Source organism: Streptomyces sp. NPDC001093 (assembly GCF_040298985.1).
Classification (GTDB): domain Bacteria; phylum Actinomycetota; class Actinomycetes; order Streptomycetales; family Streptomycetaceae; genus Streptomyces.
The window spans coordinates 13867-37420 of the sequence record NZ_JBEPBF010000102.1; the positions used below are offsets into that span (position 1 = coordinate 13867).

A 23554-nucleotide genomic window follows, 5' to 3' on the forward strand; every position below is an offset into this window, starting at 1 on the left:
CTCGGCGTAGGAGAGATGGTCGGGGATGGGCACGAGGGCGTCCTCGGAGAGGATGGCCGGCTCGGTCAGCATTCCGTCGAGCGAGCCACCGAGTTGCGGCAGGTATGCCGGTTCCAGCGGGCCGTCCAGCCACCGCGGGAACAGTGCCGCGGTGACGCGGTCGCCTGGGCGCACCCGCCGGACATCCGGCCCAACGGCGACGACTTCCCCGGCACCGTCTGAGACCGGTATGACGTCCGGTTTGACGGGTAGCACGTACTGCCCTCGTAGCACCAGAAGTTCGCGGTAGCTGAGTGAGGTGGCGTGGACCGCGACCTTCCCCTCCCTGGGTGTGCGTGGTTCGTACGCTCGCAGCGACAGGCCATCAGTCCCCCCGCCGGTGCTGACGTGGTAGCTGCACACCATCGATGGAGTATCGCCATCATTGCGGTCATCATTCGATGAACTGGTACTCGCTGACGATGCGGCCGTCGGGGCCGAGCATGAGGATCTCCAGCCCAACGCAGGCGACCTCACCACCGTCCCGGGGTGCCATCTCCCAGTTGAACTACGCGGCGCGGCGGCGCTCTGCATGTTCCCCTCGGTCGCGAATGGTCGGCGTGCGGCAACGACCCTGCTGCGCCGGCTGTCGCGCGGCAATACCTCGCAGGGAATCGCGGATCAGGAGCCGAGCGGGTTACACAAGACGGATGATCAGCGAATCGACCTGAGGCGGGCTCGCCGGCGCGTTGCGTGAGTGGCGCACTCGGCGACGCGTCAGCCAGCTGGAACTGGCCATGCGCGCCGGAACCACGCAGCGGCACGTCAGCTTCATCGAGAGCGGACGGTCGGCCCCCGGCCGATCAATGATCATCCCGCCGGCCGAATCCCTGGAGGTGCCGATCCGCGAGCGCAATGAACTGCTCCTCGCGGCCGGATTCGCACCGGTCTACCCGCAGACCCGCCTGGACGACCCTCAACTGGAACCGATTCGCACCGCCCTCGAACGGATCCTGCACGGCCACCTGCCGTACCCGGCGGTGGTCGTCGACCGGCACGGTGACCTCGCCTCGGCCAACGCCGCCTTCCACGCGCTCACCGCCGGTGTGGCCCCGCATCTGCTCGTGACGCCGGTCAGCGTGCCCCGGTTGTTGCTGCATCCGCAGGGCCTCGCACCACGCATCGTCAACCTCGACGAGTGGGCGTGGCCCATCATCGACCGCATCCAGGCCGAGAGCGTGCGCAATCCAGACGACCAACTCCAGCGCCTGCCTGCGAACTCACCGACCTTGCACCACCACGTCCGCGCGAGTCACCGCACCACTTCGGTTTCGCCGTACCGCTGCGCCTCGGGGCACATGATCCGGCCAACGACAGGGAGCTAAGGCTCATCACCACGCTCATCCACTTCGGCACCGCCATCGACGTCACCATCGCCGAACTACGACTTGAGGCGTTCCTGCCGGCTGATCAAGCGACCAGCGCCATGCTGGCCGAACTCCTCGAGCGGTAGCCGATCCGCCCGGCACAGCCCCGCGCAGCGGCCGAACCGCCAACCCGTCATGCGCTCGCTCGCCGCATACGGCCACTGATCCCTTGCAATTGAACGTCCAGTTGCGGACCGCCAGCGGCGCATCCGCACGACCGCGCACACCACAGCCCCGACGACGGCCTTGGGGACTACTCGCGCCCGGTGGCAGCAGGGCGGCGAGGTTGCCAGGCCGGTCACGCCGCACGCGTGCCTGTCGCGCGCGAGCAGGGCGCCCACTGCCGTAGGTCGAGTTCCTCGGCAGACTGCGCCGTGAGCCGCGCCATCACTGGCACGTGCGCGTCAGGGAGCTGCTGGTTGCCCCGTAGCCGCCTCGATGATCCAGGTGTCCAACGGCGCCCGTCTGGATGGACCGCGTCCTCGCCGACGACCTGCCCGCGCCGCACTCCCTGGTCGCCGGGCTCCGCCGGGACCAGGACCGGATGAGAACGGCTCCGAGGCCGTGATCACGCCTACGACGCCGTGATCACCACATCGGGTCGGCCTGACGCCGCGACGATCGCTTCAGCTAGGCTTCCACTCGCGCAGCCGGTATTGAGCAGGTCAGGGGGAGATTGTGAGCCGACCACTGCTCTTCCTCGACGTGGATGGGCCCCTCAACCCTTATGCGGCGAAGCCGGAGAAGCGCCCTGACGGCTACACCACACTCAGGGTGCCCCAAGGCAGTGGGACTCCGGAGGAACACAGAGAACTCTCGCTCCGTCGGCGCCCCCTGCGCGTCTGGCTCAATCCAGAGCACGGACGAGACCTGCTCCGGCTCGACTACGAGCTGTGCTGGGCCACCACATGGATGGCGGATGCCAACCGGTGGATCGCCCCGGTGCTCGGCCTTCCCGAACTCCCGTACGTCGACTTTGGCGACACCTTGTTCCAAGACCGTCCCGACGGCGTTCACTGGAAGACTGCTCCCCTGGTGGACTACGCCAACGGCCGCCCCTTCGCCTGGGTGGACGATGAACAGAGCGATCTGGACCAGGCGTACGTGACCGCCCACCACCGTGCCGGTGGACTTCTCCACCACGTCAACCCGCGGGTCGGTCTTCGCGAGGACGACTTCCGGGCTCTTGCTGATTTCGCCCGGTCTTTGGGCACTTCACAAGCCAGCGGCTGAGCCTGTCCTCAGTCCGCCAGACATCCTGTCCCAACTCCGCGATCATTTGAGGAGGGCGGCGAAGGCAGTGGCGGCTGCCGCAGTCCGGGCGAAGCGCACAAGACAGGGGTTCTCGCGGAGATCACCGACAGTTCGTGGTCTTCGCACCGGCTCCCGCCGGCGACCCGCCCGGCACCGAGCGCGACTCCACCCAATCGGGGGTTGAGTCCGATGACCGGCTGTCAGCGGCCAGTTCGTTCGGCTCTGATCCACTTGTTGTGGTCCGGTCGCCAAGGGTGACGATGCTTAGTCTGAGAGGAGGATTTGGCGTCGGAGTAGGAGGTCGCGCGGATAGACACGGTTGGGGACACCGGCAACAGAACGGGCACAGATCCCGGTGATCATGGAGTTGCGATGCTCTGTGATCACTGGGGAGACCTGCGCCCGCACTGCCATCATGGCTCACCGAACCACTCTGGGACCTATTCGCGGCCTTGCTGCCCGAGCGGCCGGAGTACACCCGGACCATCCACTGGGCTGCCACCGCCGACGCATCAGCGACCGGATCGTCTTCGACAAGATGCTGCAGCTGCTGCGCTTCGGCTGTTCTTACGAGGCGATCGCCGACACGACCTGCTCGGCCACCACGGTCCGCAGCCGCCGCGACGAGCGCATACAACTTGGGCCTATTCGCCAGGCTCAAGCAGATCGCGCTCGACTCCTACGACCGGATCGTGAGCCTCGTCCTCGATCAGATCGCCGTGGACGGCTCCATCACAAAGGCTCCCGGAGGCGGCGAGGTGGCCGAGCCTTCCCCGGTCGACCGCGGCAAACAGGGCCTGAAACGCTCGGGAATGACGGACGGATACGGCATTCCGCTGGGCCGTGTCCTGGCCGGTGCCAACCGCCACGACTCCCCGCCGCTCGCCCCCGACCCTGGACCGCCTGGACGAGCTGGGCCCGTTACCCGACGACGTCACCGTGAGCCTGGACGCCGGCTACGACTCGGACAGACCCGCACGGTGCTCGACGAACGCGGCCTGCACGGCCGCATCGCGCACAAAGGCGAGAAGGCACCCATCCAGGCCAGTCAGCGTTGGCACGTGGAGCGCACCCACGCCTGGCAGAACACCTTCGTGGTCTCCGTCTCCGCGGTGGCATACAACTGCAACAACAGCGCCTCCTGGCAGACGAGTTGGCGTAGACGCACTTCGAGCTACCAAGAGGCCCTGTTCCCATGCCTGGCACCGGCCGCAATCACCCGATCGAGACTCCCGTCCGACAGACACCACTCAAGATCGAAAAGACAACAGCTCAAAGTCATGGACGGCATGGCCGAATGGCAGAACCGACCCCTCGACCGCGTCTACCCGGGTCCTGTTCGTGGAGGCCATCAACGTCGAGATCAGGGGCGGGCAGGTCGCAAACCGTCCCATCTACCTGGTGATGGCGGTGACCGTGGACGGCACCCGCGACATCCTCGGCATCTGGGCCGGCGACGGGGGCGAGGGCGCCAGGTTCGATCTGAGGCGGCGCTGCGCGTAGCGTCAGTCGGTGCAGGTAGCGGCGGCGGGCGTCGGACGACCGTAGACCCCATGCCAGCAGTATGCCGGTGGACAGTGCTGTCACGTGGCCGACGGGAGTGACCCCCAGCGTGGTCAGGCCGCTCGTGATGTGCGGTGCGCGCACCGCGAGCGCGGCGAGCGCGGTCCATCGGTGCCACCGCCGAGCCCCCGCTGCCACCACGGCGGCCAGGGCCGAGACGATCACGTACGACGGGCCGACGTCCACCGTCGCACGCAGCGCAGGCTCTGCTTGGCCGGCCGCGATCCGCGCTGCCAGCAGCCCTTCGCTCACCAGTGTGCCGAGGACCTGGCTGGCCGCGATCAGCGCGACCGCCCGCATGTTGCCGAACCGGATGACGAGAAACGCCAGCATGGCCCCGGCCAGGGCGATGCTGCGTAGACAGGCCCAGGGATCGGCGCCGAACAGAAAGGCGGAGGCGATGAGCGCCTCCATAGGATGATCACCCATATTGGCCAGGCTGGTCGATGCCCAGGCGTTCACCGCGTGATCACCGCCGTACGTCAGGGACGACGCGGCGGCGAGCAGGGCGAAGCCCCAGGGCACAGGGGGAAGCCATCGGCGGGCGGGCGTCCGGGAGAGATCCATGTGGCCGACCCTGGCAGAGGGTGCCCGCCCCGCGGATCTGGCCATGGAATGACCGGCTGATCTCTGTCTGTGGACAGAGGCGGATGATCGCCCTCCCGGCTAGGGTCGGATGCGTGCGAGGCATGATGGTGAGGCATGACGCGGGGTCCTGTGCCAGGAGGCTGACGCCGACTCAGCTGGTCGGGCTGGATGTGCTTTTGGCCATGGTCCTGATGGCGTCGAACGTCTTGTGGTGGACGCTTGGCACGCACCGCACGGGCTGGCCGGCATGGCAGACCGTGCTGACGTGCTCGTTGGGCGTGGCCGTCGCCGTCCGGCGGCTGCTGCCACTGCCTGCACTGGCGGTGGCTTCGGTGGTGATGGCCACCGACGGCGCGCTCAGCCTGACGGGGGTGCTGGCGACTGCCTTGCTGGTGTACGGGGTGGCGGTCGCCCGACCCACGCGTGTCGCGGCGTACGCGAGCGCGGTGGCAGGCGCCGCTCAACTCGCCTTGATGATCCCTATGCAGGGCATAACAGGCCACGACTACTGGGGGTGGCCGGGGATGAGCCAAAGCCTCATCGTCGAGGCCGCCGCCTGGGCGATCGGATGGTCCACCAGACAGGGCCGCGCCTACACCCGAGGCCTGGTCGAGCAGGCCGAAGAGCGGGCACAGCTCCTCCTCGTCGAGGAACGCATGCGCATCGCCCGGGAGTTGCACGACGTCGTCGCGCACAGCCTGAGCATCGTTGCGGTCCAGGCGGGCGTCGGCCACCACGTCATCGGCAGCCGACCTGACGAGGCCGCGAAATCCCTCTCCGCGATCGAGACCACCAGCAGGGCCGCCCTGGGAGAGCTGCGTTCACTGCTAAGTGTCCTGCGCGATGACGACGCTGCCGAATGGCTGCCCGGCGGCCTCGACGACCTAAACACACTCATCGAACAGACCCGACGGGCCGGCGTCCAGGTCGACTTGACGACCAGCGGTCACCCGCACGCCCTGCCCCGAGGCCTGGACCGCGCCGCCTACCGCATCGTGCAGGAAGCCCTGACCAACGTCGTCAAGCATGCCCGCACCAGCCACGCCCGGGCGACGGTCGCCTACGCGTCGGGCCAGGTCGCTCTCACGGTCGTCGATGCCGGAGCCGGCCGCACGACCACCCCGATCACCGAGGGCCACGGCCTGACCGGCATGAAGGAACGCGCCGCGCTCTACGGCGGCGAGGTCCACGCCGGCCCGCTCTCCCCGCACGGCTTTCGCGTCACCGCCAGGCTGCCGTACGCCACGGACGAGCGAACAGCCCAATTCCCCGTGGGCGCCGGCCTGGAGGGCGCATGACGGTGCGGGTCGTCGTGGTGGACGACGAGACGCTGGTGCGTGCCGGGTTCCGGGTGCTGATCGAGTCGGAAAACGATCTCCAGGTCGTCGGCGAGGCGGCCGACGGGACCCAGGCGGTCAGGGTGATCCGCGAACAACGCCCCGACGTCGCCCTGATGGACATCCGAATGCCCGGGCTCAATGGCATCGAGGCCATCCGCGCGCTGCTCGGCGGCCCGTCTCCGGTGCCCGTCCACGTCCTGGTGCTCACCACCTTCGACCTGGACGAGTACGTCTTCGAGGCGCTCCGCGCAGGCGCCGCGGGCTTCCTTCTCAAGGACACTCCACCCGCTCGCTTGATCGACGCCGTGCGGGTGATCGCCACCGGGGAGTCGCTGCTGTCACCCGGCGTCACCCGCAAGCTCATCGAGACCTACGTCCGCCGCCCCGGCTACCCCGGTCCGGTCACCCGCACCCTGGACGGTGTGACCGGCCGCGAGCGGGACGTGCTGGGCTTGATCGCACGTGGCCTGTCCAACCACGAGATCGCAGCCGAGCTGTATCTGACCGTCGGCACGGTCAAGACCCACGTCAGCCACCTGCTGACGAAGCTGGGGGCCAGGGACCGGGCCCAACTCGTCATCGCCGCCTACGAAAGCGGACTGGCAGGGCCAGCACGTCGTTGAAGCAGGACGAGCAGGACCCAGTTGTTAGGCGGGAGGTTCACGCCTCGGCCGGAGTCGCGCACCGCGAGCAGTTCGACCGCTGCCCCAGACGCCTCAAGCAGTGGGTGCTGCGGCAGAACGCCGGGGGTCCGCCCGGTAGTCAGCGAGATCCTCACTGTTGGGGAAGGTCATGAGGTGGGCCTCGACCTGATCGTCCAGAGTGCGCAGTCGGCGCTCAAGACGCCCTCCATACTCGGCAAGGAGAGGCAGGACAGCCCCTTCATAAGCGTCGAAGGCGCCCAAGCCCCCTTCAGGTAGCCGCGCGAGCATCAAGCAGGTGACGGCCATGGCTCCCTCATAGCGGTCTGTAACCGTGTGATCTTCTGAGCCTGGCTGGAGTACACACCCTCAACGCCCCCAGCGGCCGCCTATCCGCGCGACCTCTGAGCAGGTTTGGCCACGCTCCCGATCAAGGGTGGCCGTCTCCAAGGCTATGTCCACAGTTCCGTGAAACGGCCAGGTGCCGGCAGGGTGGCCAGGATCGATTGTCATAGGGTCGTGGCAGAGTGTGCGGCCATGGAGATCGACACGTTCTGGCACGTCATCGAAGCCGCGCAAGCCGAGGCTGCCGCGACGGGCGAGCCATTTGACGAGGTTCTCGTCAAGCAGCTCGCGGATAGACCGCGGCAGGAGATCCTGGAGTATGCGGAACGCTTCGATGAGCTGCACGACGCCCTGTATCGCTGGGATGTGTGGGCGGCTGCTTACCTCATCGGAGGCGGGTGCTCCGACGACAGTTTCATGGACTTCCGCGCTGGTGTGATCGCCTTGGGCTGTCAGTGGTACCAGCGCGTAGCCACTGACCCCGACAGCCTCGCTGCGCATCCTGATGTGGTTCAGGCGGCGAACGTCCGGGACCGTTCCGAGGTGCTGTTCTACGAGGACGTGAACTATGCAGCCAGCGGGGCATTCGAGCGGATCACGGGTGATGCGGATGCCTTCTACGAAGCCTGGCACGGTTTCCGCGGGGCTGATGCAGAGAGCGACAACGCGGTTGATATGGGCGAGGATTTCGACTTCGACGACGACAGGGAGATGAGCCGTCGGCTTCCCCGTCTGGCCGCCCTATTCATTGGCACAAGCCCCTGAAAAGGGGCTCCCGCAGTTCCGTGATGCTCATGGCTGGGTGAGGATACAGGCTCGGAGGAGTTCGAAGGAGGCCCTGCCGCACATGGCTCGTTTGAGCGTTTTCACCCGGTTCACATGTCCTTCGACCACCCCGGAACTCCACGGAAAGGTGAGTCCGGCGGTGACGGCGTCGAGGTCCTGGCGGAGGAAGCCGGCGAAGCCCTTCATAGGCTTCGGCGCGTCCTGCTCGGCCTGCCGAATCCACTCCCAGTTTCCCCACGCGTCGCTGCGGCCGCCCGTGAGCAGATGACTTACCGGGACATTCTCGCCGAGCTGCTGATAGCCGAGTGCGACGACCGGGCCCGCCGACGTTCCGAGTGTCGGATCAAAGCGGCTGGCTTTCCCCGCCAGAAGTCCCTCCAGTTGTCTGGGGTAACGGTGAAGACATCTTGCAAGAGTCGCAGTTCACCACACTGCGGACGCGTCGGGAAGGCGGCTGAGGTTCATCCTCTGCCCAGGGCGCCTGTCCTTGGAGGTAAGCCGCTGTCCTGTTGGAGTGGCGCTTCAGTAGGATCACGTCATGACTGCCGATGCCCCGCTCACCCGAGAGTCGTTCCGGCGCCTCCATCCGATGAACACCCCCCGGCCGGTGTCTCAGTTGCCGGATCGAGTCTGGACAGACGAGGACTGGGACCGGATCCGGCGCGGATATCGAGCCCGGGACATGGATGAGAAGTGGAACGTCTTCGTTGAAGGCGATGTCCTTTTCATGCACCGGAGTTGGACCGGACACGGCGTCTATGAGGCGACCTTCGCCCCTGCGCCTGGTGGTGGGAGGAGGATCGCCTCTGCTGTTGCGGAGGCCGATCGCGAGCGCTATCGGAGCAGGGGGGACGAGTACGACTGCCTGATGATGGAGCTGGTTATCAGTGCGATCGTCCTTGGTGAGCCCGCCGCCGAACTCCGTGCCGATCTCGTGGAGTTGACTGCTCGGTCCTCGGGAAAGAGCGGTCTTCCCTCCGGCGTGGTGGAGCACAGTGCTCTGGGATTGCGCTCTGGATCGTAACCCCTGAGGCCCATCGAGTGCTGTCATGATGTCGGGCCATGTGAAGGGATCACCGTTACAAGCGCAGGATCTCGCCGTGTGCGGCGGCCAGTCGTTGTTCGAGAGCGTGGCCGCCTCCGCGCGGTAGTGCCCAGGGTAACGAGTCCGCGAGCCTCGCCGACTGCCAGTGCCTCATTGGCGAGCCAGGCTAGCGCGTCCGGGGGCAAGGCGCAGGTCGTCGGTGAACGGTCACCAAGGGGACAAACAGGCCGGTGAGGTTCGCTTCGGGTCTCATGCGCCCAGCCTGACCAACAAACGTCCGACAGATACCCTCTCGCTGCACTGACCTACCACCAACTCGCCTGCGACAGAGGCGCCTTGCCGCAGAACGTCCAGACCACGGGGCGCACGCGCGGCCGCATGGCGCCCCACACGTGCCTCACCCGCCCCGCTCTCTGCTCCCGTGCTCCCTCCCAGACATACCGGCCACGCAGCCGCGACCGCCCACGACGCCCCACCCCCACAGACAGGCCCTGGAGCAGCGCCACCCGACGTCGTTGCCGCCGGCCGAGATCGGACAGATGAACGAGACCGACACCGACACCCCAGGACACCGGCGCGTGAAGCGGACTCGACCCAACCGACGCCGCAGCAAAAACAGCTGCCCGCCGCGGACGAACCAGGACCCGTCCGCGGCGGGCAGCTGACGCCCTTCTCCCATGCATTCACCGCTCAGCGGTCAGCCGGAGGTCGATCCGCAGGAACGATCGAACGCGAGGCGTGTCACGCGGCTTGGAAATCGCTTCTGACACGATCAGTTACTGGTACAGGCGCTCCAGGTACCGCGAGCCGTAGTACGCCTCCAGTTCCTCCACGCTTTCCGGACGGCGATCGTGTGCCTTCGCGAGCACAGCGCGGGACGGCGCCGCTTCCGGCCGCCAGGTCTCCGGTTGCCAGGCTCCGCCGCGCAGGAGGGCCCTTGGGCAGTGGTAGAAGACCTGGTCGATCTCGACCAGCAGGGCCAGCTGTGGGCGATTCCCCTTCACCACCATGTCGTCGAAGAAGGGCGCATCGCGCAGGATGCGCGCGCGGCCGTTGATGCGCAGCGTGTCGGGGCGGCCGGGGATCAGGTAGAGCAGCCCCACGTGGGGATTGGCCAGGATGTTGCGGAACCCGTCGGCCCGGCGGTTCCCGGGACGTTCGGGGATCGCGATCGTCGTGTCGTCCAGCACCAGCGTGAACCCGGCCGGGTCACCCTTCGGTGACGCGTCGCAGCTGCCGTCGGCGCCCGAGGTCGCCACCACGCACAGCGGCGACGCGGCCAGCCACTTGCGGTCGTGCTCGTGCAGGCTTGGCCGGACCTTGACCAGCGCGCCCGGTGTCGGTTCGCCGAGCAGTTCCCCCAGCTCGTCCGGTGACGTCACCTCGTCCAGGTCTGTGAGCAGCACGGACCTCATCCCCCTCCAAGTGGTACGCGAACAGGTCGAGCGTAGACGACGGCTCGCTACCAGTAGCGGGTGTGAGGCCCCCAGGAATCCGCACGACAGCACCCGTGCGGAGGCCAGGCCTTGACGCCCAGGGGTTCCTCTGAACCGGCTGCGGCACGGCCGCGTGTCACGCGGTTGGGAAATCGCTTCTCGGGCCACACCGGCCCCGGCCCGCCTGATGAGGTCGGAGCAGGCCGAACTCCAGTCACTCAGCCCCAGGTCTCGCCGGTGACGAGGTTGGGGCCGAAGTAGCGGGTGGCGATGGACACGAGCGGTGGCAGCGGGCCGTCCTCCGCCCTGTGCTTGAAGGTGTGCACCAGGCATGGGCGCACAGGGTGCATTGGTCCAACCCGCCCTGGAACGCGACCCATTGGAGTCAACCACGACCCGGAACTGTCCGCTGGCAGCAGCCGGTAACCACCGTCGCGCTGCTGGCGACCCCGGAAGCCGCCCTCCCCTCAGTTCCCACGGTCATCCCCGACATCGTTCCGCTGCGAAGGGTTCCATGACGTCCACCGACCGTCACTGATCATGCAAGAACGGATCTGTGTTGCCGAGGATCTCCAGGTTGACCCGGCGGGACTCGGGGTCCAGCCGCCGGCAGACCCGCTCAACCGCTTCTGCGAGTTGGTCCATGCCGGACAGAAACGACAGCCGCTGGGCCTTGGGCAGGTCAGACAGCCACTGAACACCCGGCTCGTCCGCGAGGAGAACCGAGTATCCGGGCAGGACCTGAACGTCGCCGATCACCGCGAAGCCAGACACAAGTTGCCGCAGCACCCCGCGAGCCAGGCGCCGCCACCGAGGGTCAGTGCGGCACAGGTGACCGCTCCCATGAAGACGATCAGCCGCAGCGTGCCGTCCCCGCTTTTCAATGCTTCCTCGACGATTCGCAGCATGCGCACTTGGGCATTGCGCCCCCCGATTAATTCTCCTGACCCCCGGCAGGCCCGAGCATCCGTGGACGGGAATACAGATCAGCGCTGGATGGGATTCTGGGAACAAGCTCCGGTACGTCACCGTCCAGCCGAACCTCGTGGCCGAGGTACGCGCTGACACAGCGGTAGACCGCGGCCGGCACCGGCACCGGCACCGGCACCGGCACCGGCACCGGCACCCAGTGCGCTACCTGTATTCGGGACGACCTCACCACTGGCCACATCGCGGTGGCGGAGTGAGCGATGCGTCGGCGCCTGATGCCGCATGAGACATGAGGAAGTCGGCAGAAGGACGGCTACCGCGCCCAGCCTGCCGAGAGCCCGCGCGGGACAGGCAGTGCCCGTCGCGGCCGGTGGACTCCACTCGGCTGGGTTGGGTGCTGGGCATCATCGGTGCGCACCGCAGCATCGGGGGCGCGGCATCGGGTGCGCTCAGTGGCCGGCCTCCCGGCCGCGGTGCGGTCCGGGCTGCTGCGGGCGGTACTCCTGCTGGCCGTCCTCGCGCAGCGGGCGCACTCCGTCGGCGTCGTCCCACTCGGCGTAGTGGTCCGCAAGGGCGCGGGAGTCGTCGGCCGCCTTGGTGGACGCATCCTGGAGGTGTCGCAGACGCTCGGCCGTCAGATCGAGGGCTCCACGTCCGTGCGCGATTCCCGCAAGGCCCGCAGCGCCGTCGGGTCGATCGCCTCCCGGGGTCCGGCTGGTCGCCGTGCTCGAGGTCGGCGGCCGGGAGCGCGAGCAGTTGCTCGGGGATCGCCGCGTGCTGGTGCGCGACGACGTCGTACGCCCGGCCCCGTGCGACGACGGTGGTGCGCAGCTTCTCGCGGAGCACCGCGACGGCGAGGACGACCTGCTCGTACTGCAACGGGACGCGGGGTATCTCCTTCACTCACCTCAGCCATCACGATCGTGCACCGTCCTGGTCAGCGCTCGCGAGCTCGCAGGCGGCGCAGCATGCGGGGGTCCTCGAAGCCGACCGCGCGGGCGGCGGCATCGACCGTGGCGCCGTGGCTGATGAGGTGCTCGGCGCGTTCCAGACGGAGGGTCTGCTGATAGCGCAGGGGGGTGAGGCCGCCGGTGGCGCGGGTGAAGAGGCGGGTGAGGGTGCGTTCGCTGACGCCCACGGCCGCGGCCAGGGCGGACAGGGGCAACGGTTGGTCGAAGCGGGCGTCGAGCAGGTCCTGGGCGTGGTGCACGGTGTCGTCGAGGTGGGACCGGTACCGGAGCATGGCGCTGGCCTGCGGTTCATGGCCGTTGCGCCGCGCGTAGACGACCATGTCCCGGGCCACCTGGGCGGCGACGGCGGGGCCGTGCCGGGTGGCGACCAGGTGCAGGGCCAGGTCGATGCCGCTGGCGATGCCGGCCGAGGTGACCACCCGGTCGTCGGCGGTATACAGGACATCGCGAACGACCGTGGCCCTGGGGTAGCGGCGTGCAAGCTCGTCCTGCACATCGTGGTGGGTCGTGCAGTGGCGGCCGTCGAGCAGGCCGGCTCGGCCGAGCGCCTCGGCTCCGGCGCAGACGCTGGCAACGGTCCCGCCCCTGGCGTGGTGGTCCCGGAGGGACTGCAGGGAGGCCGCGCCGATGGCAGGACCGCCAGCCAGGGTGACCGCCCGCCAGCCGGGCACCACGATCAGGTCCTCGGGGCCGAGCTCGGGCCAGTCGAGCCGGGCCAGCAGGGGCAGGCCCTGAGCGGTGGGGACCAGTGGCTGCTCGGCGACGTAGCTGAGGGTGTAGGGGTGCCCGAAGTCGGCGGCCGTGGAAAAGACCTGCGCGGGGCCTGCCAGGTCCAGTAGATGGAGTCCGGGCACCAGGAGGAAGACGATGTGGCTCACTGTCCGGTCATCATGCCCGAGGTCCGGCCGAGGCCTCCAGCTGCCCGACAGTGGTGATGGTGGCGAAGCGTCCGGCAAGGGCGTACTCGGTGCGCCTGATGATGTCTTCGGCGCTCAGGGTGCGGGGGTCCGCAAGCAGTTCGGCGACGCTCTGGTCGGCGGGAGCGTCACGGTGCGGGATGGGGTTGGTTGCGGTCGCGTCGATGACGAAGGTGACCCGGTAGCCGAGGTCGCTCGCGACGCGGGTGGTGGTCTCCACACACTGCTCGGCTCGGATGCCACAGACAGTGAGCTCGCGGATGCCGCGCTCTGTGAGGAGCTGCTGCAGGTTGGTGGTGGTGAAGGCGTTGTGCGAGGTCTTGTGGATCAGTGGTTCCGTGTCCCGACGCTGCAACTCCTCCATCAGCCGGACATGGCCGAGGGCAGGGTCGAAGACATCGCCGCTGCCGGGCTCGGCATGCAGCACCCACACCACCAGGTCCCCGGCCTGGCGGGCCAGCCGGACGAGGCGGTCCACCTGGTCGGCGATCTTCGGGTTGGAGATGGTCTCCCAGAGCGGGCGGGCGCGAAAGGATTCCTGGACATCGATGACGATCAGTGCTCGGGTCATGCTCCCCAGCCTGACCGGCGGCGACGGAGTGGCGACAGGCCTCATCGGGTCCGGGTACGGACCGATCCGGTCACAGCTGGGGGCATGACCACTCGCTGCGTGCGCGCCACCACCTCCCATTGTCATCACTGTCAGCGGCACCCTCGCGCCGCTTCCGCCAGCGAGCCGACGGCGCCGGACCCGACGTAGGGGCCCGCCCAAGTGGCGGGAGCGCCGTCCACTGACCCGGCCGGATGACTTTTCGACAGTTCCACGGCCGGGTACTGCACGTCAGCGCCTTGGATGTGGAGCCTGTTCCCACCACCACGGCGTCCGCTACTGGTTCAATTAGCCCTGCACCCCACACCGTCGGTCGCCTGCTCCGCACGCAGAAAAGGCGACCTGCGCGCTGTCGCCCGGCTCAACGAGCCGACGCGGAAGCTGCCGTCGGGTCAGTGACGGCCGCCACCGCGGTCAACGCGTTGGCCACACCGCCTACCGGCCGCCCCGCCGGGGAATCCACGGGGGCTCAGATGGCCGAGCCGATCATTCGTTCCCCGCCTCCGCTCCGCCCTACCCACGGTGGGTCTCTTCGGTCGGTTCCGTGGCAAGGCCGACCGAAGAGAACCCCGCCTGTGCCAGCCGTGGGTCAGCAGGCGTCGGCGAGTTCTTCGATCTGGTCGGCCAGACGCTGGTCGGGTGGTGGAACTCGCAGCATGCTTCCTCGACTTCGAGGCGTTTCACGACTCTGCTGCTTAATTCAGGGTTGGGTGTGGCTCTCTCCTCGCGGGTCGCATTGAGCTGCTCGTTGGGTGACAAGGGCCTGCCCGACTCTCTGCTGCGCTCCTCGCAGCAGCAACCGCCTGCCCCGGCTCCCGCTTCACCGGCGCGTGAGCACGCGGAACTCGTTGCCGTCGGGGTCGGCCAGCAGCACTGCGCCGTCCCCGCAGTGGGCGGAGTCGAGACGCTTCGCCCCGAGGGAGAGCAGGCGCTCGACCTCCGCTTGCTGATCGTCGTCCGGTGCGAGGTCGAAGTGCAGGTCCTTGCCGGGGTCCGGCATGAGCGGCGGACCACCCCACGTGATCTTCGTACCGCCGTTCGGTGACTGGATGGCGGTCTCCTCGTCCTGGTCCCAGACCAGCGGCCAGCCCAGCGCCTCGCTCCAGAAGTAGCCCACGGTCTGCGAACCATCGCAGGCGAGCGCTCCGATGAAGCCGCAGCCGGCGAGGAAATTGTTGCCCGGCTCGATGACACAGAACTCGTTGCCCTCGGGGTCGGCGAGTACCACATGGGACGCGTCCGGTCCCTGGCCGACGTCAGCGTGCTGCGCACCGAAGTCGAGCGCCCTGGCCACGGTGTCCTGCTGGTCCTCCAGGGAGGAGCTGGTCAGGTCGAAGTGCAGCCGGTTCTGGGCGGCCTTCTGCTTTTGGGAGGGACGGAAGCCGAGGCGGTAGCCGGTGTCATTCCCGTACAGCAGGGCGACGCCATCGTAAGGATCGTCGGCTCTCTCCAAGCCCAGGACGCCGGACCAGAAATGCGCTAGGCGCTCGGGCTGGTGCGCGTCGAAGGAGATTGCGAAGAGTCGGCTGCTCATTGCGCCACGCATCCTTGGTCCGTTGAGTGCCAACGGTCGGCAGGGCGCCATGTCAGCGCCTCGAACGAGGATCCTATGAGCGGGCCGGCCGGCCTCAGTTGCAGCCGAGTATTCCGCGGCCCCGGAGCCGGAGCTGCACCCTTCGGGGTTCGGCCTGCGAGCTGGCGGCTGAGGCGGGTGAGTGGTCCGGGGCGTGAAGGAGGGTTGGCCGGGGTTCCAGTGGGCGCGTCGAGGCGGATGACGCTGACGACGGTGGCGGAGAAGGCGTGTTGGAGACGGACCTCAGGCAGACCGCAGTAGCGGGCCCTGCGCAGGCCAGTGACGTCGACGGCCTGGTTGATGGTGCCCTCGATACCGGCGCGAAGTGCGTACTTGGTCTTCCAGGTCTTGTGGTCTGCTCGGCCCGGGCACTGGCCAGGCTCTCGTGGAGTTCCGGAGGGCGGAGGCTGAGGATGCGAACGCCTCGATGAACGGCTCATCCGCAAGCACTTCGCCCAGCCGGTCCCGCACCCGCATCCCCAACGTCCCATGAGGGAACGCCGCCCGCGCGACCACCACGGTCTGTGCCGGGATCTCTGGCAGCTCCTTCGGCTGTAACGACATGGAGTCCACTCCCCGGGGCCCAGGACGCGACCAGGGCCACAGAGGCGATCATGCCGCACACGCGACGCTCACTCAGCCAAATTGCGCAGCAGAGTCAGGGCCTGTCTCAAATTCCGGCTCATTTGATCTTGTGGCAAGATCGCAGGATGCTACGACTAACCGACTTCATCATCGATTGCCCGGACACGATGAAGCTGGCAGCCTTCTACTCTGAGGTGATGGGGCTCCCGGTCAAGGAGGGCAGTAACGAGAACTGGGCCGGTATCCAGCTCGGCGAGATCGAACTGGCCTTCATCCAGGTGGAGGACTACCGCGCCCCGCAGTGGCCCGACAGCGAGCACCCCAAGCAGTTCCACCTCGACTTCGAAGTCGACGACATCGAGGCCGAACAGCGCCGCGTCCTGGCCCTCGGCGCGACCCTGCAGCGGGACTGCATCGGCCTCGATGGCTACGGCTTCCGCGTCTACGCCGACCCTATCGGTCACCCCTTCTGCCTCTGCCGCAACAAGGGTGTCATCTGGACCGATCAGGGCCTCATCTGGCCCAAGCGCGACTAGTACTCCAGCCGTAGATCGTGATTTGGGTGGTGAGGGGCGCCGAGGCAGCAGGTGGCCAGCGTCGATCATCTCGCCCGAGATCGCTCACGCCGTCGCGGGCGTCGGCTCCTTCTCCGTCTACCCGAGTTCACCGAGACGGAGGGCATCTCTTATCTCGCTGAGCTTCGCGGTCGTGGCCGGGGTCCGCTCCTGCGCTTGTTCAGCGAGTCGGAGGGCGTCGTCAATCTCGCTGAGCTTCACGGAGGACAGGACGGCCGCCCGCTCGATCAGGTCGTCCCGGGACACAGTGGTCAGCCACGTGCACGGGGTGAAGCCTGGACGCGGGAACGCGAGCCGCAGCACGCCTTCGAACGGCAGTCCTTCACCGGCGCCGACCGTCACTTCGATGCCCAGACCGCTGATGTCGACGCCCGCCGGAGCGACGACCTGTATCACCCGGATCCCGGACGTGTCGTCTCCCGACAACAGTACGACCAACCTCCGCTCGTCGAACTGGACCCACCAGACTTCGCCACGTTGCACAAGTCCTCCAGACACATGACGGCAGACAGACGCTGCGCGACCCTGACGCGCTGTGGAGACGGTGATGGCGATATTTGAAAATCCCCACCCCGTGCTCACGGGTTGGACGAACCTGCTGAGTTGATCTCCCCACCCGCCAGGGCGGGGTAGCAGCGGTTCAACGGGCTTCTGGCCGTGAACGCGGGCGCTGCGTCTGACGGCGGTCGGCGAGGGGCTCACCACTGGGTGATGAGCGGCGTGTCCGGTTCGTGCTGCCTCCAGTCTTCGGTGAGGCGGACGAGGCGGGCGGGGGCGGCGATGCCGCGCACCGTTGCGATCTTGCCTCCTGTGATGTCGAACGTCACGGCACCGATGACCTGGTCGCCGATCACGAAAAGGATGGCGGGGGCGCCGTTGACGAGCGCGTAGTGGACGGCGGGCGTGCCGCCGGCGAGTCGCCGTTTCGCGGGTGTGGGTTTGAAGCCGGCTCGTGCGACGGCGGCGATGCGCTGCGCAGTGTCGAACTGCAGCAGCTTCTCGGTCAGGCCGGCGCCGTCGGAGATCGCGGTGGCGTCGTCGGTGAGCAGCGCGACCAGCCGTTCGGTGCGGCCCGAGGAGGCGGCGGCGAGGAATTCCTCGACGATCCTGCGGGCGGATGCCGGATCGACTTCGTCTTCGCCGCCGCGGCGCGCACTGGTGATGCGGCGTCGGGCCCGGTGGAGGTGCTGCTGGCCTGCGGACTCGGTGAGGTCGAGGATCTCGGCGATCTCGGCGTGACTGTGGGAGAACGCTTCACGCAGGACGTAGACGGCCCGCTCTACGGGTGAGAGGCGTTCCATGAGCGTCAGCACGGCGAGGGAGACCGATTCGCGCTGCTCGAAGGTGTCGGCCGGGCCGAGCATCGGATCGCCGTCGAGGAGCGGTTCGGGCAGCCAGGCACCCGCGGTGCGTTCGCGGCGGGCCTGCGCCGAGCGGAGCCGGTCCAGGCAGAGGTTGGTGACGACCTTGGTCAGCCATGCTTCCGGCACCTTGATCCGCTGCCGGTCGGCGGCTTGCCAGTGCAGGAACGCGTCCTGCACTGCGTCCTCGGCATCGACGGCGGAGCCCAGCAGCCGGTATGCCAGCGAGGCTAGCCGGTTCCGGCTGGCCTCGAACCGGCTGGTGTCGAAGTGATCGGTCGCGGTGTTGTCCACGCGGATCACCCTAAGCGGCTACGCGAAGCGCCTTGTCGGCGGACGCGTCCGACGCGGCGGCCAGGCGGTGCCTGCGCTTGGGCAGGCCGAAGGTCGGGTGAGAGGTGGTCCACAGCGACATCTTGAGGATGGCCGCCTTGATCCGCGCGGCCTTCCGGCCGCCCACGTACTTCGGCTTTGCGCGCCCTTCGTCGTCGACCATCTGCAGGATCCCGTCTCGCCGCCCGAGGCTGATGTGGTTGCCCAGGTACTCCAGCTTGGTGTTCGGGATCTTGCGGCCGGTCAGGCGTCCCACGATCGCGGCCGTGGCCTGCATGCCGGTGTAGCCGGCCGAAGCGCAGGACATCGGCAGCGGTCGGCCGTTGTCGCCTACGGCGTAGGCGCTGTCGCCGGCGGCGTAGACGTTCGGATGCGAGAGGGACCTCATGGTGCGATCGACGATGATCCGACCGTCCTCGGTGACCTCCAGCCCGCTGGTGGCGGCGATGGGGCTGACCGCGAACCCGGCCGTCCACACGGTTGCGTCGGACGCCAGGGCGGTGCCGTCGGCACACAGCACGCGCGCCGCCTCGACGGCTTCGACCTCGGTGTGCTCCAGGACGGTGATGCCCAGCCGGTCGCAAGCCTGGCGCAGGTGGCTGCGGGCTCCGGCGGAGAGTGGGGCGCCCAGCTCTCCGCGGGCAACCAACGCCACCGACAGGCCGGGCCGCGTTTCGGCGATCTCGGTGGCGGTCTCGATGCCGGTCAACCCGTCCCCGACGACCAGCACACGCCCGCCTTCGCCCTGCCTGCCCAGGCTGTCCAGGCGCTCGCGCAGGCGCAACGCCGAGGGCCGGCTGGCGACGTCGAAAGCGTGCTCGGCCGCGCCGGGGACGCCGTGGTCGGCGCCGTGGCTGCCGAGCGCGTAGACAAGCGTGTCGTAGTCGAGTTCACCGCCGCCGCCGTCGGCGTCGGCCACGGCGACGACCTGGCGCTCGGGGTCGACAGCGGTGACGCGGGCCAGGCGCAGCCGGACCCCCGTGCCCACGAAGACGTCGGCGAGCTGGGGAGCCTTGATCTCCCGGCCGGCCGCGAGCTGGTGCAGCCGCAGCCGCTGGACGAAATCCGGCTCGGCGTTGACCACGGTGATCTCGGCGTCCGCTGGGGACAACCGGCGGGCCAGGGTCCCGGCCACGTAGGACCCGGCATAGCCGGCGCCGAGGACGACGATGCGGTGCTTCATGTCTCGCTCCTGTCGGTTCGCTTGCTCCCGGCGACTTGAGCGGGACAGCGCCCCGATTGCTGACAGGAACCGCGTGTGGCATGGGTCACAGGCCGGGGGGCGATGCTCTGCCAGAGTCTCGAAATGTTAGTTCGGAGAACTCGCTGCACCCATGCAGCTGTCCGGCGATGGCGCGTCAGAGAGCGCAACAGTGACGGGTGCGCGAGCAGGTCCCGATCGTGCACCCCTGGGACCGCCCGGCCCGGTCTGGGACCCTCCCCTGGGACGGGCGACTCCGGGACTTCGTTGCCACGTCAACCAAGTGGGGGGATTGATCGTGCCTGGGAAATTTCACGGCTCTGGCCGCAGTTCCGTGAATCCCCAGGTCAGCAGTAGGAACGCGGGATCGTTTCGGCAGCGTACTTCCTGCCGTGGCGAGCAAGGCGGTTGAGGATGTGTTGCTTCCCGGGATCGATGTGCGGGTGGAGGGGATGAGCGACTCCTCCGGCATCCTGATGGTGGAGGCGGTGTCGACGGCCCGTCCAGGCCGGTGCCCGAACTGTCGCAAGCAGGCCCGCCGCGTGCACAGCACTTATCAACGCTCCCTGGATGAGCGGCCGTTGGGCTCACGCCGAGTCATCGTCCGGCTGCGGGTGCGCCGGTACTTCTGCGACCGGAAGAGCTGTTCCCGTACGACGTTCGTCGAGCAGGTGCCGGGTCTGTCCACGCGCTACCGCCGTTCCAGTACCGGGCTTGCGGGCTGGCTGCGGTCGATCGCGATCGAGCTCGGCGACCGTCCCGCCGCACGGCTGTGTCGCCGACTGCGGCTGACCGCGGGCCGAACCCGGCTGCTCAGGCTGCTGACGGCGCCGACGGTATCGGACTGTGCCCCGCGGGTGCTGGGGGTGGACGAGTTTGCCTTCCGCAAGGGCTGCACCTACGGCACCGTGCTGGTCGACGTCGAGGCCGGCCGGGTCGTGGACGTATTGCCCGACCGCACCTCCGAGACGTTCGCGACCTGGCTCACCGAGCATCCCGGAGCCGAGATCATCTGCCGGGACCGGGCCACTGCCTACACCAAGGCGGTCAAGGAAGCCGCCCCCAACGCCCTCGAAGTCGCGGATCGCTGGCACCTGCTGCAGAACCTGTCCGCCGCGGTGGAGAAGACCTGCCACCAGCACTGCGACTGCCTGCGCACACGTGCCGAGGAGGAGACGGTGACCAAGGTGCCGGAGGCGGCCCCGATGCTGTTACCGCCCGCGGAACTGCCCCGCACCCAGATCATCGAACGCACCCGCCACCGCTACGAGGACATCCACCGCCTGCTGGAGCAACGCTGGACGTTCAGCGCCATCGCCCGTCGGCTGAACCTCGACCGCAAGACCGTGCGCCGCTTTCGTGACACTGACCTCGACGAGCTGCTGGCCTCCGCCCGCGACCGCCGCCCCAACGGCGTCCTGGAGCCCTTCAAGGCATACCTCAACGCTCGCTTCACCGAGGCGCAAGGCCAGCGGCACGCGGCTGTTCCTGGAGATCCAGGCTCGCGGCTACCGTGGCAGCCGCCAGGTGGTCCGCAAACACCTCGCCGCCCTTCGCGCGGGCACCGCCGAACCGATCCGGGCCGACATCCCGAGCCCTCGCAAGATCACCTCGTGGATCATGCGGCCCCGGGGGACGCTCACCGAAAGCCAGGACGAGCGCCTCCTTCAGGTCCGGCTCGCCTGCCCGGACATCACCCGGGCCTGCGACCTCGCCCGGGCCTTCGCAGATCTGGTGCGTCACCGGCGCGGATTCCTGCTGCTGGAGTGGATCCGCCAGGCCGAACAGGACGCACCGAAGCCGATGCAGGGCTTCGCCGGCCTCCTCCGCCAGGACCTCGACGCCGTCACTGCTGGACTTACGCTGCCGTGGAGTTCCGGTGCTGTCGAAGGGAACGTGAACCGCGTCAAAGCGCTCAAGCCAGCGATGTATGGCCGGGCCTCGTTCAGCCTCCTCCGGACCCGCCCATGAGATGGTGAGGCCGCACGCAACGGGCGTGCACCCACGGACTCCAGAGGACTCCTGCATGCCTGAGCGTGGTCTCGATTCATCCTGGCTGCATGCGTGGTGTCAACAGGTTTCACAAGGCGTGAGCCAGCTGATGGAAACCTTCGAGAAGACGCACGGCTACCCCGCGGGGGACAACGAGGTGGCGCTGGCCGACGATGAGACGCAGGCCGCGGTCACCCTCCTGACGAACCACCGGTCGGAATGTGTGGCCCTGCTGTCGCTCTTCGCCGTGATCGACAGCGTGTCTCTGCCCGACATCGGCAAGGGGTACTTCATCCACCCGCCCGCTACCGTGACTGCGCACCTGGACGAGTACGGCGCGGTCCCCCTCGAGAATGGCGATCATGGACTCGTCTTCGGGAGCGACGGCGGCGGCAATCTCTTCGCTCTCGCGGCCAACGGCACGGTCCACAAGTCCAGGACTGCATCCTGGAACGACGAGTTCTATGCCGTGGCCGCCAGTCTGCGCGACTTCCTTGAGCAACTTCGCGATGTCATTGATCAGTTCGCCGCCACGGGGCACCCCGGGGCTCTCTGAACTTCACGCACTGCCTGTCCACACGCGTCCTTCGTGGGTTCACGGAACTGCGGCCAGAGCCGATTTCACGCATCCGCATCAACGGGTGCGGCCACCGTTGATCATCGGTGTGTGAAGACTGAAGATCATGCGGTGGCCGCAGGTCACAGCGTAGACCCTGCCCGCTGGCAGGAGGCGTTCGAGGGCCTGACGGCCCAGATCGCGGGCCGGTTCGCACGGGTCGAACCCCGACGTCGGGTCGGGCGGTTGGTGCTCGGGCTGCTGTCGGACCTGCCGCGCAAAAACTGCTGGACCATCGCAGAGTGGGCCGGAGAGAGCACCCCGGACGCCATGCAGCACCTGCTCGGGCGGGCCAAGTGGGACGCCGACCAGGTCCGCGACGACGTGCGGGCCTACGTGGTGGAGCATCTGCGGGACGACCAAGCGGTTCTGGTGGTCGACGAGACCGGCGACGTGAAGAAGGGCACCGACACCGTCGGTGTCCAGCGCCAGTACACCGGCACCGCGGGCAGGATCGAGAACGCGCAGGTCGCCGTCTATCTCGTCTACGCCGGCCGCCGCGGACACGCCGCGGTAGACCGGGAACTGTACGTTCCGCGTTCCTGGGCCTCGGACCCCGACCGCTGCCGGGCCGCCGGACTCGGTGACAAGACAGAATTCGCTACCAAACCGCAGCTTGCCGCCCGCATGGTCACCCGATTCCTGGACGTCGGCCACCGGGCCGTCTGGGTCGCGGGAGGCGAGGTCTACGGCGGCAACCCGACGCTACGCGCCGCGCTGGAAGAAAGCGGCACCGGCTACGTCCTCGGGGTGGCCTGCTCGCACGAAGTCACCACAGGCGCCGGGAAGTTCCGCGCGGACACGCTGGCCAGGAAGGTTCCCAAGAGGGCCTGGCAGAAGCTGTCCGCAGGGAGCGGAGCCAAGGGCCACCGCTTCTACGATTGGGCCGTCATCGACCTCACCGACCTCCGGCCCGGGAGCCGGCAGTTGCTGATCCGCCGCAACCGCAGTACCGGCGAACTCCCGTACTACCGCTGCCACTCGCCGGCCGCCGCAGTGCCGCTAACCACCCTGGTGCGCGTCGCTGGATCAAGGTGGCGGGTCGAGGAGTTTTTCCAGTCCGGCAAGGGCCTGGCGGCCTTGGACGAGCACCAGGTCCGCCGCTACCCGTCCTGGTCCCGCTGGGTCACCCTGGCCATGCTCGCGCACGCCTTCCTCGCCGTCGTCCGCGCGAACGAACACGACCGTCGATCCCGCACCAGACGCCCTCATACCGCTCACCTGCAACGAGATCCAACGGCTGTTCATCACGCTCGTCATCCGGCCCGCCTTTGACCCGGTCCACCGGCTCGGCTGGTCCGAAGGGCGACGCCGCCACCAGGCCCGATCCCGGACCAGCCAGTACCGGCGGCAAGCCGCTCGAACGTGAAGATCACGATTTACGGCTGGAGTACTAGGGCCTGTGTGAGGTCGTGATCAATTTCGGGTTCTGGTCCCGTGCGGGGACAGGACCTGGTAGGACGCTGGGTGTGACACGTAGGCAACT

Annotated in this window: 19 protein-coding genes and 10 pseudogenes; 14 read left to right on the top strand and 15 right to left on the bottom strand. The window is 68.1% G+C overall.

Annotated elements, in window-relative coordinates; genetic code table 11:
• Positions 1-78: 78 nt before the first annotated feature.
• Positions 79-405, bottom strand: a pseudogene (locus ABT288_RS50350) (alcohol dehydrogenase catalytic domain-containing protein); the annotation flags it as partial.
• Between the two features lie 323 nt (positions 406-728).
• On the opposite strand from ABT288_RS50350, the pseudogene ABT288_RS35890 reads away from it, so the two are divergent.
• The 4 genes and pseudogenes from ABT288_RS35890 to ABT288_RS35905 all read left to right on the top strand — a co-directional run.
• Positions 729-1492: pseudogene (locus ABT288_RS35890) on the top strand (helix-turn-helix domain-containing protein).
• Positions 1493-2084: 592 nt separating this feature from the next.
• Positions 2085-2639, top strand: coding sequence for an HAD domain-containing protein (locus ABT288_RS35895; protein WP_351617047.1), 555 nt, complete (start codon positions 2085-2087; stop codon positions 2637-2639).
• A 407-nt stretch (positions 2640-3046) separates the two neighbouring features.
• A pseudogene (locus ABT288_RS35900) lies at positions 3047-3748 on the top strand (IS5 family transposase); the annotation flags it as partial.
• A 186-nt stretch (positions 3749-3934) separates the two neighbouring features.
• Positions 3935-4139: pseudogene (locus tag ABT288_RS35905) on the top strand (transposase); the annotation flags it as partial.
• Positions 4140-4235: 96 nt separating this feature from the next.
• On the opposite strand, the pseudogene ABT288_RS35910 reads toward ABT288_RS35905, so the two are convergent.
• Positions 4236-4835 (bottom strand): annotated as a pseudogene (locus tag ABT288_RS35910) (rhomboid-like protein); the annotation flags it as partial.
• Between the two features lie 167 nt (positions 4836-5002).
• On the opposite strand from ABT288_RS35910, the gene ABT288_RS35915 reads away from it, so the two are divergent.
• From ABT288_RS35915 to ABT288_RS35925, 3 genes are all read left to right on the top strand, one after another.
• Complete coding sequence (locus ABT288_RS35915) at positions 5003-6109, top strand: sensor histidine kinase (protein ID WP_351617050.1); 1107 nt, start codon at positions 5003-5005, stop codon at positions 6107-6109.
• On the top strand, positions 6106-6774 hold the full coding sequence (locus ABT288_RS35920) for a response regulator (protein ID WP_351617052.1): 669 nt from the start codon (positions 6106-6108) through the stop codon (positions 6772-6774). Before ABT288_RS35915 ends, ABT288_RS35920 begins: the two co-directional genes overlap by 4 nt.
• A 555-nt stretch (positions 6775-7329) precedes the next feature.
• Complete coding sequence (locus ABT288_RS35925; protein WP_351617055.1) at positions 7330-7902, top strand: DUF4240 domain-containing protein; 573 nt, start codon at positions 7330-7332, stop codon at positions 7900-7902.
• Positions 7903-7929: 27 nt separating this feature from the next.
• Here the strand turns inward: ABT288_RS35925 and ABT288_RS35930 are convergent.
• A pseudogene (locus tag ABT288_RS35930) lies at positions 7930-8100 on the bottom strand (ISL3 family transposase); the annotation flags it as partial.
• Between the two features lie 63 nt (positions 8101-8163).
• Between ABT288_RS35930 and ABT288_RS35935 the strand changes: the two are divergent.
• Together ABT288_RS35935 and ABT288_RS35940 are read left to right on the top strand one after the other, a co-directional pair.
• Positions 8164-8304: pseudogene (locus tag ABT288_RS35935) on the top strand (IS21-like element helper ATPase IstB); the annotation flags it as partial.
• 226 nt (positions 8305-8530) lie between these two features.
• Positions 8531-8947, top strand: coding sequence for a hypothetical protein (locus ABT288_RS35940; protein ID WP_351617057.1), 417 nt, complete (start codon positions 8531-8533; stop codon positions 8945-8947).
• 797 nt (positions 8948-9744) lie between these two features.
• On the opposite strand, the gene ABT288_RS35945 is transcribed toward ABT288_RS35940, so the two are convergent.
• The 8 genes and pseudogenes from ABT288_RS35945 to ABT288_RS35980 all read right to left on the bottom strand — a co-directional run bounded on the left by ABT288_RS35945 (position 9745) and on the right by ABT288_RS35980 (position 15896).
• A complete protein-coding gene (locus ABT288_RS35945; RefSeq protein WP_351617059.1) occupies positions 9745-10374 on the bottom strand; it encodes a pyridoxamine 5'-phosphate oxidase family protein in 630 nt (209 codons plus the stop codon).
• Between the two features lie 248 nt (positions 10375-10622).
• Positions 10623-10754: a hypothetical protein gene (locus ABT288_RS35950; RefSeq protein WP_351617060.1), complete on the bottom strand. Its 132-nt coding sequence runs from the start codon at positions 10752-10754 to the stop codon at positions 10623-10625.
• A gap of 190 nt (positions 10755-10944) precedes the next feature.
• Positions 10945-11205 (bottom strand): annotated as a pseudogene (locus ABT288_RS35955) (diadenosine tetraphosphate hydrolase); the annotation flags it as partial.
• A complete protein-coding gene (locus tag ABT288_RS35960; protein ID WP_351617092.1) occupies positions 11160-11312 on the bottom strand; it encodes a hypothetical protein in 153 nt (50 codons plus the stop codon). The pseudogene ABT288_RS35955 and the gene ABT288_RS35960, both read right to left, overlap by 46 nt.
• Positions 11313-12271: 959 nt before the next feature.
• Positions 12272-13183, bottom strand: a complete 912-nt coding sequence (locus ABT288_RS35965; protein WP_351617062.1) for a GlxA family transcriptional regulator — start codon at positions 13181-13183, stop codon at positions 12272-12274.
• A 10-nt stretch (positions 13184-13193) separates the two neighbouring features.
• Entirely contained in the window at positions 13194-13793 is a 600-nt protein-coding gene (locus ABT288_RS35970) for an isochorismatase family protein (RefSeq protein WP_351617064.1), read from the bottom strand.
• 859 nt (positions 13794-14652) lie between these two features.
• Positions 14653-15366 carry a VOC family protein gene (locus tag ABT288_RS35975; RefSeq protein ID WP_351617067.1) on the bottom strand — a complete coding sequence of 238 codons (714 nt, stop codon included), beginning with the start codon at positions 15364-15366 and terminating at the stop codon, positions 14653-14655.
• A complete protein-coding gene (locus ABT288_RS35980) occupies positions 15363-15896 on the bottom strand; it encodes a transposase (protein WP_351617070.1) in 534 nt (177 codons plus the stop codon). The genes ABT288_RS35975 and ABT288_RS35980 overlap by 4 nt, the downstream gene beginning before the upstream one ends.
• 219 nt (positions 15897-16115) lie before the next feature.
• On the opposite strand from ABT288_RS35980, the gene ABT288_RS35985 reads away from it, so the two are divergent.
• Entirely contained in the window at positions 16116-16526 is a 411-nt protein-coding gene (locus ABT288_RS35985; protein WP_351617073.1) for a VOC family protein, read from the top strand.
• A 117-nt stretch (positions 16527-16643) separates the two neighbouring features.
• On the opposite strand, the gene ABT288_RS35990 is transcribed toward ABT288_RS35985, so the two are convergent.
• The 3 genes from ABT288_RS35990 to ABT288_RS36000 all read right to left on the bottom strand — a co-directional run bounded on the left by ABT288_RS35990 (position 16644) and on the right by ABT288_RS36000 (position 19442).
• Positions 16644-17048 (bottom strand): type II toxin-antitoxin system PemK/MazF family toxin, encoded by a 405-nt coding sequence (locus ABT288_RS35990; protein WP_351617076.1) that lies wholly within the window; start codon positions 17046-17048, stop codon positions 16644-16646.
• 215 nt (positions 17049-17263) lie between these two features.
• Positions 17264-18220, bottom strand: a complete 957-nt coding sequence (locus ABT288_RS35995; protein ID WP_351617079.1) for a sigma-70 family RNA polymerase sigma factor — start codon at positions 18218-18220, stop codon at positions 17264-17266.
• Positions 18221-18230: 10 nt separating this feature from the next.
• Positions 18231-19442, bottom strand: coding sequence for an NAD(P)/FAD-dependent oxidoreductase (locus ABT288_RS36000; RefSeq protein ID WP_351617081.1), 1212 nt, complete (start codon positions 19440-19442; stop codon positions 18231-18233).
• Between the two features lie 494 nt (positions 19443-19936).
• Between ABT288_RS36000 and ABT288_RS36005 the strand changes: the two are divergent.
• Positions 19937-20722 (top strand): annotated as a pseudogene (locus tag ABT288_RS36005) (ISL3 family transposase); the annotation flags it as partial.
• Here the strand turns inward: ABT288_RS36005 and ABT288_RS36010 are convergent.
• Entirely contained in the window at positions 20672-20938 is a 267-nt protein-coding gene (locus ABT288_RS36010) for a hypothetical protein (RefSeq protein WP_351617083.1), read from the bottom strand. The pseudogene ABT288_RS36005 and the gene ABT288_RS36010 sit on opposite strands and share 51 nt — an antisense overlap.
• 49 nt (positions 20939-20987) lie before the next feature.
• On the opposite strand from ABT288_RS36010, the gene ABT288_RS36015 reads away from it, so the two are divergent.
• From ABT288_RS36015 to ABT288_RS36025, 3 genes and pseudogenes are all read left to right on the top strand, one after another.
• Positions 20988-21431 (top strand): transposase, encoded by a 444-nt coding sequence (locus ABT288_RS36015; protein ID WP_351617084.1) that lies wholly within the window; start codon positions 20988-20990, stop codon positions 21429-21431.
• 118 nt (positions 21432-21549) lie between these two features.
• On the top strand, positions 21550-22008 hold the full coding sequence (locus ABT288_RS36020; RefSeq protein WP_351617085.1) for an SMI1/KNR4 family protein: 459 nt from the start codon (positions 21550-21552) through the stop codon (positions 22006-22008).
• 132 nt (positions 22009-22140) lie between these two features.
• A pseudogene (locus tag ABT288_RS36025) lies at positions 22141-23437 on the top strand (IS701 family transposase).
• The last annotated feature ends 117 nt before the right edge of the window (positions 23438-23554 follow it).

What these genes read in the sequence shown, in the direction of transcription:
- ABT288_RS35915 (WP_351617050.1), top strand. Translation starts at nt 5,003, where the DNA reads ATGGCGTCGAACGTCTTGTGGTGGACGCTTGGCACGCACCGCACGGGC.
- ABT288_RS35920 (WP_351617052.1), top strand. Translation starts at nt 6,106, where the DNA reads ATGACGGTGCGGGTCGTCGTGGTGGACGACGAGACGCTGGTGCGTGCC.
- ABT288_RS35925 (WP_351617055.1), top strand. Translation starts at nt 7,330, where the DNA reads ATGGAGATCGACACGTTCTGGCACGTCATCGAAGCCGCGCAAGCCGAG.
- ABT288_RS35950 (WP_351617060.1), bottom strand. Translation starts at nt 10,754, where the DNA reads ATGCACCCTGTGCGCCCATGCCTGGTGCACACCTTCAAGCACAGGGCG.
- ABT288_RS35960 (WP_351617092.1), bottom strand. Translation starts at nt 11,312, where the DNA reads ATGCTGCGAATCGTCGAGGAAGCATTGAAAAGCGGGGACGGCACGCTG.
- ABT288_RS35970 (WP_351617064.1), bottom strand. Translation starts at nt 13,793, where the DNA reads ATGACCCGAGCACTGATCGTCATCGATGTCCAGGAATCCTTTCGCGCC.
- ABT288_RS35975 (WP_351617067.1), bottom strand. Translation starts at nt 15,366, where the DNA reads ATGAGCAGCCGACTCTTCGCAATCTCCTTCGACGCGCACCAGCCCGAG.
- ABT288_RS35980 (WP_351617070.1), bottom strand. Translation starts at nt 15,896, where the DNA reads ATGGGACGTTGGGGATGCGGGTGCGGGACCGGCTGGGCGAAGTGCTTG.
- ABT288_RS35985 (WP_351617073.1), top strand. Translation starts at nt 16,116, where the DNA reads ATGCTACGACTAACCGACTTCATCATCGATTGCCCGGACACGATGAAG.
- ABT288_RS36000 (WP_351617081.1), bottom strand. Translation starts at nt 19,442, where the DNA reads ATGAAGCACCGCATCGTCGTCCTCGGCGCCGGCTATGCCGGGTCCTAC.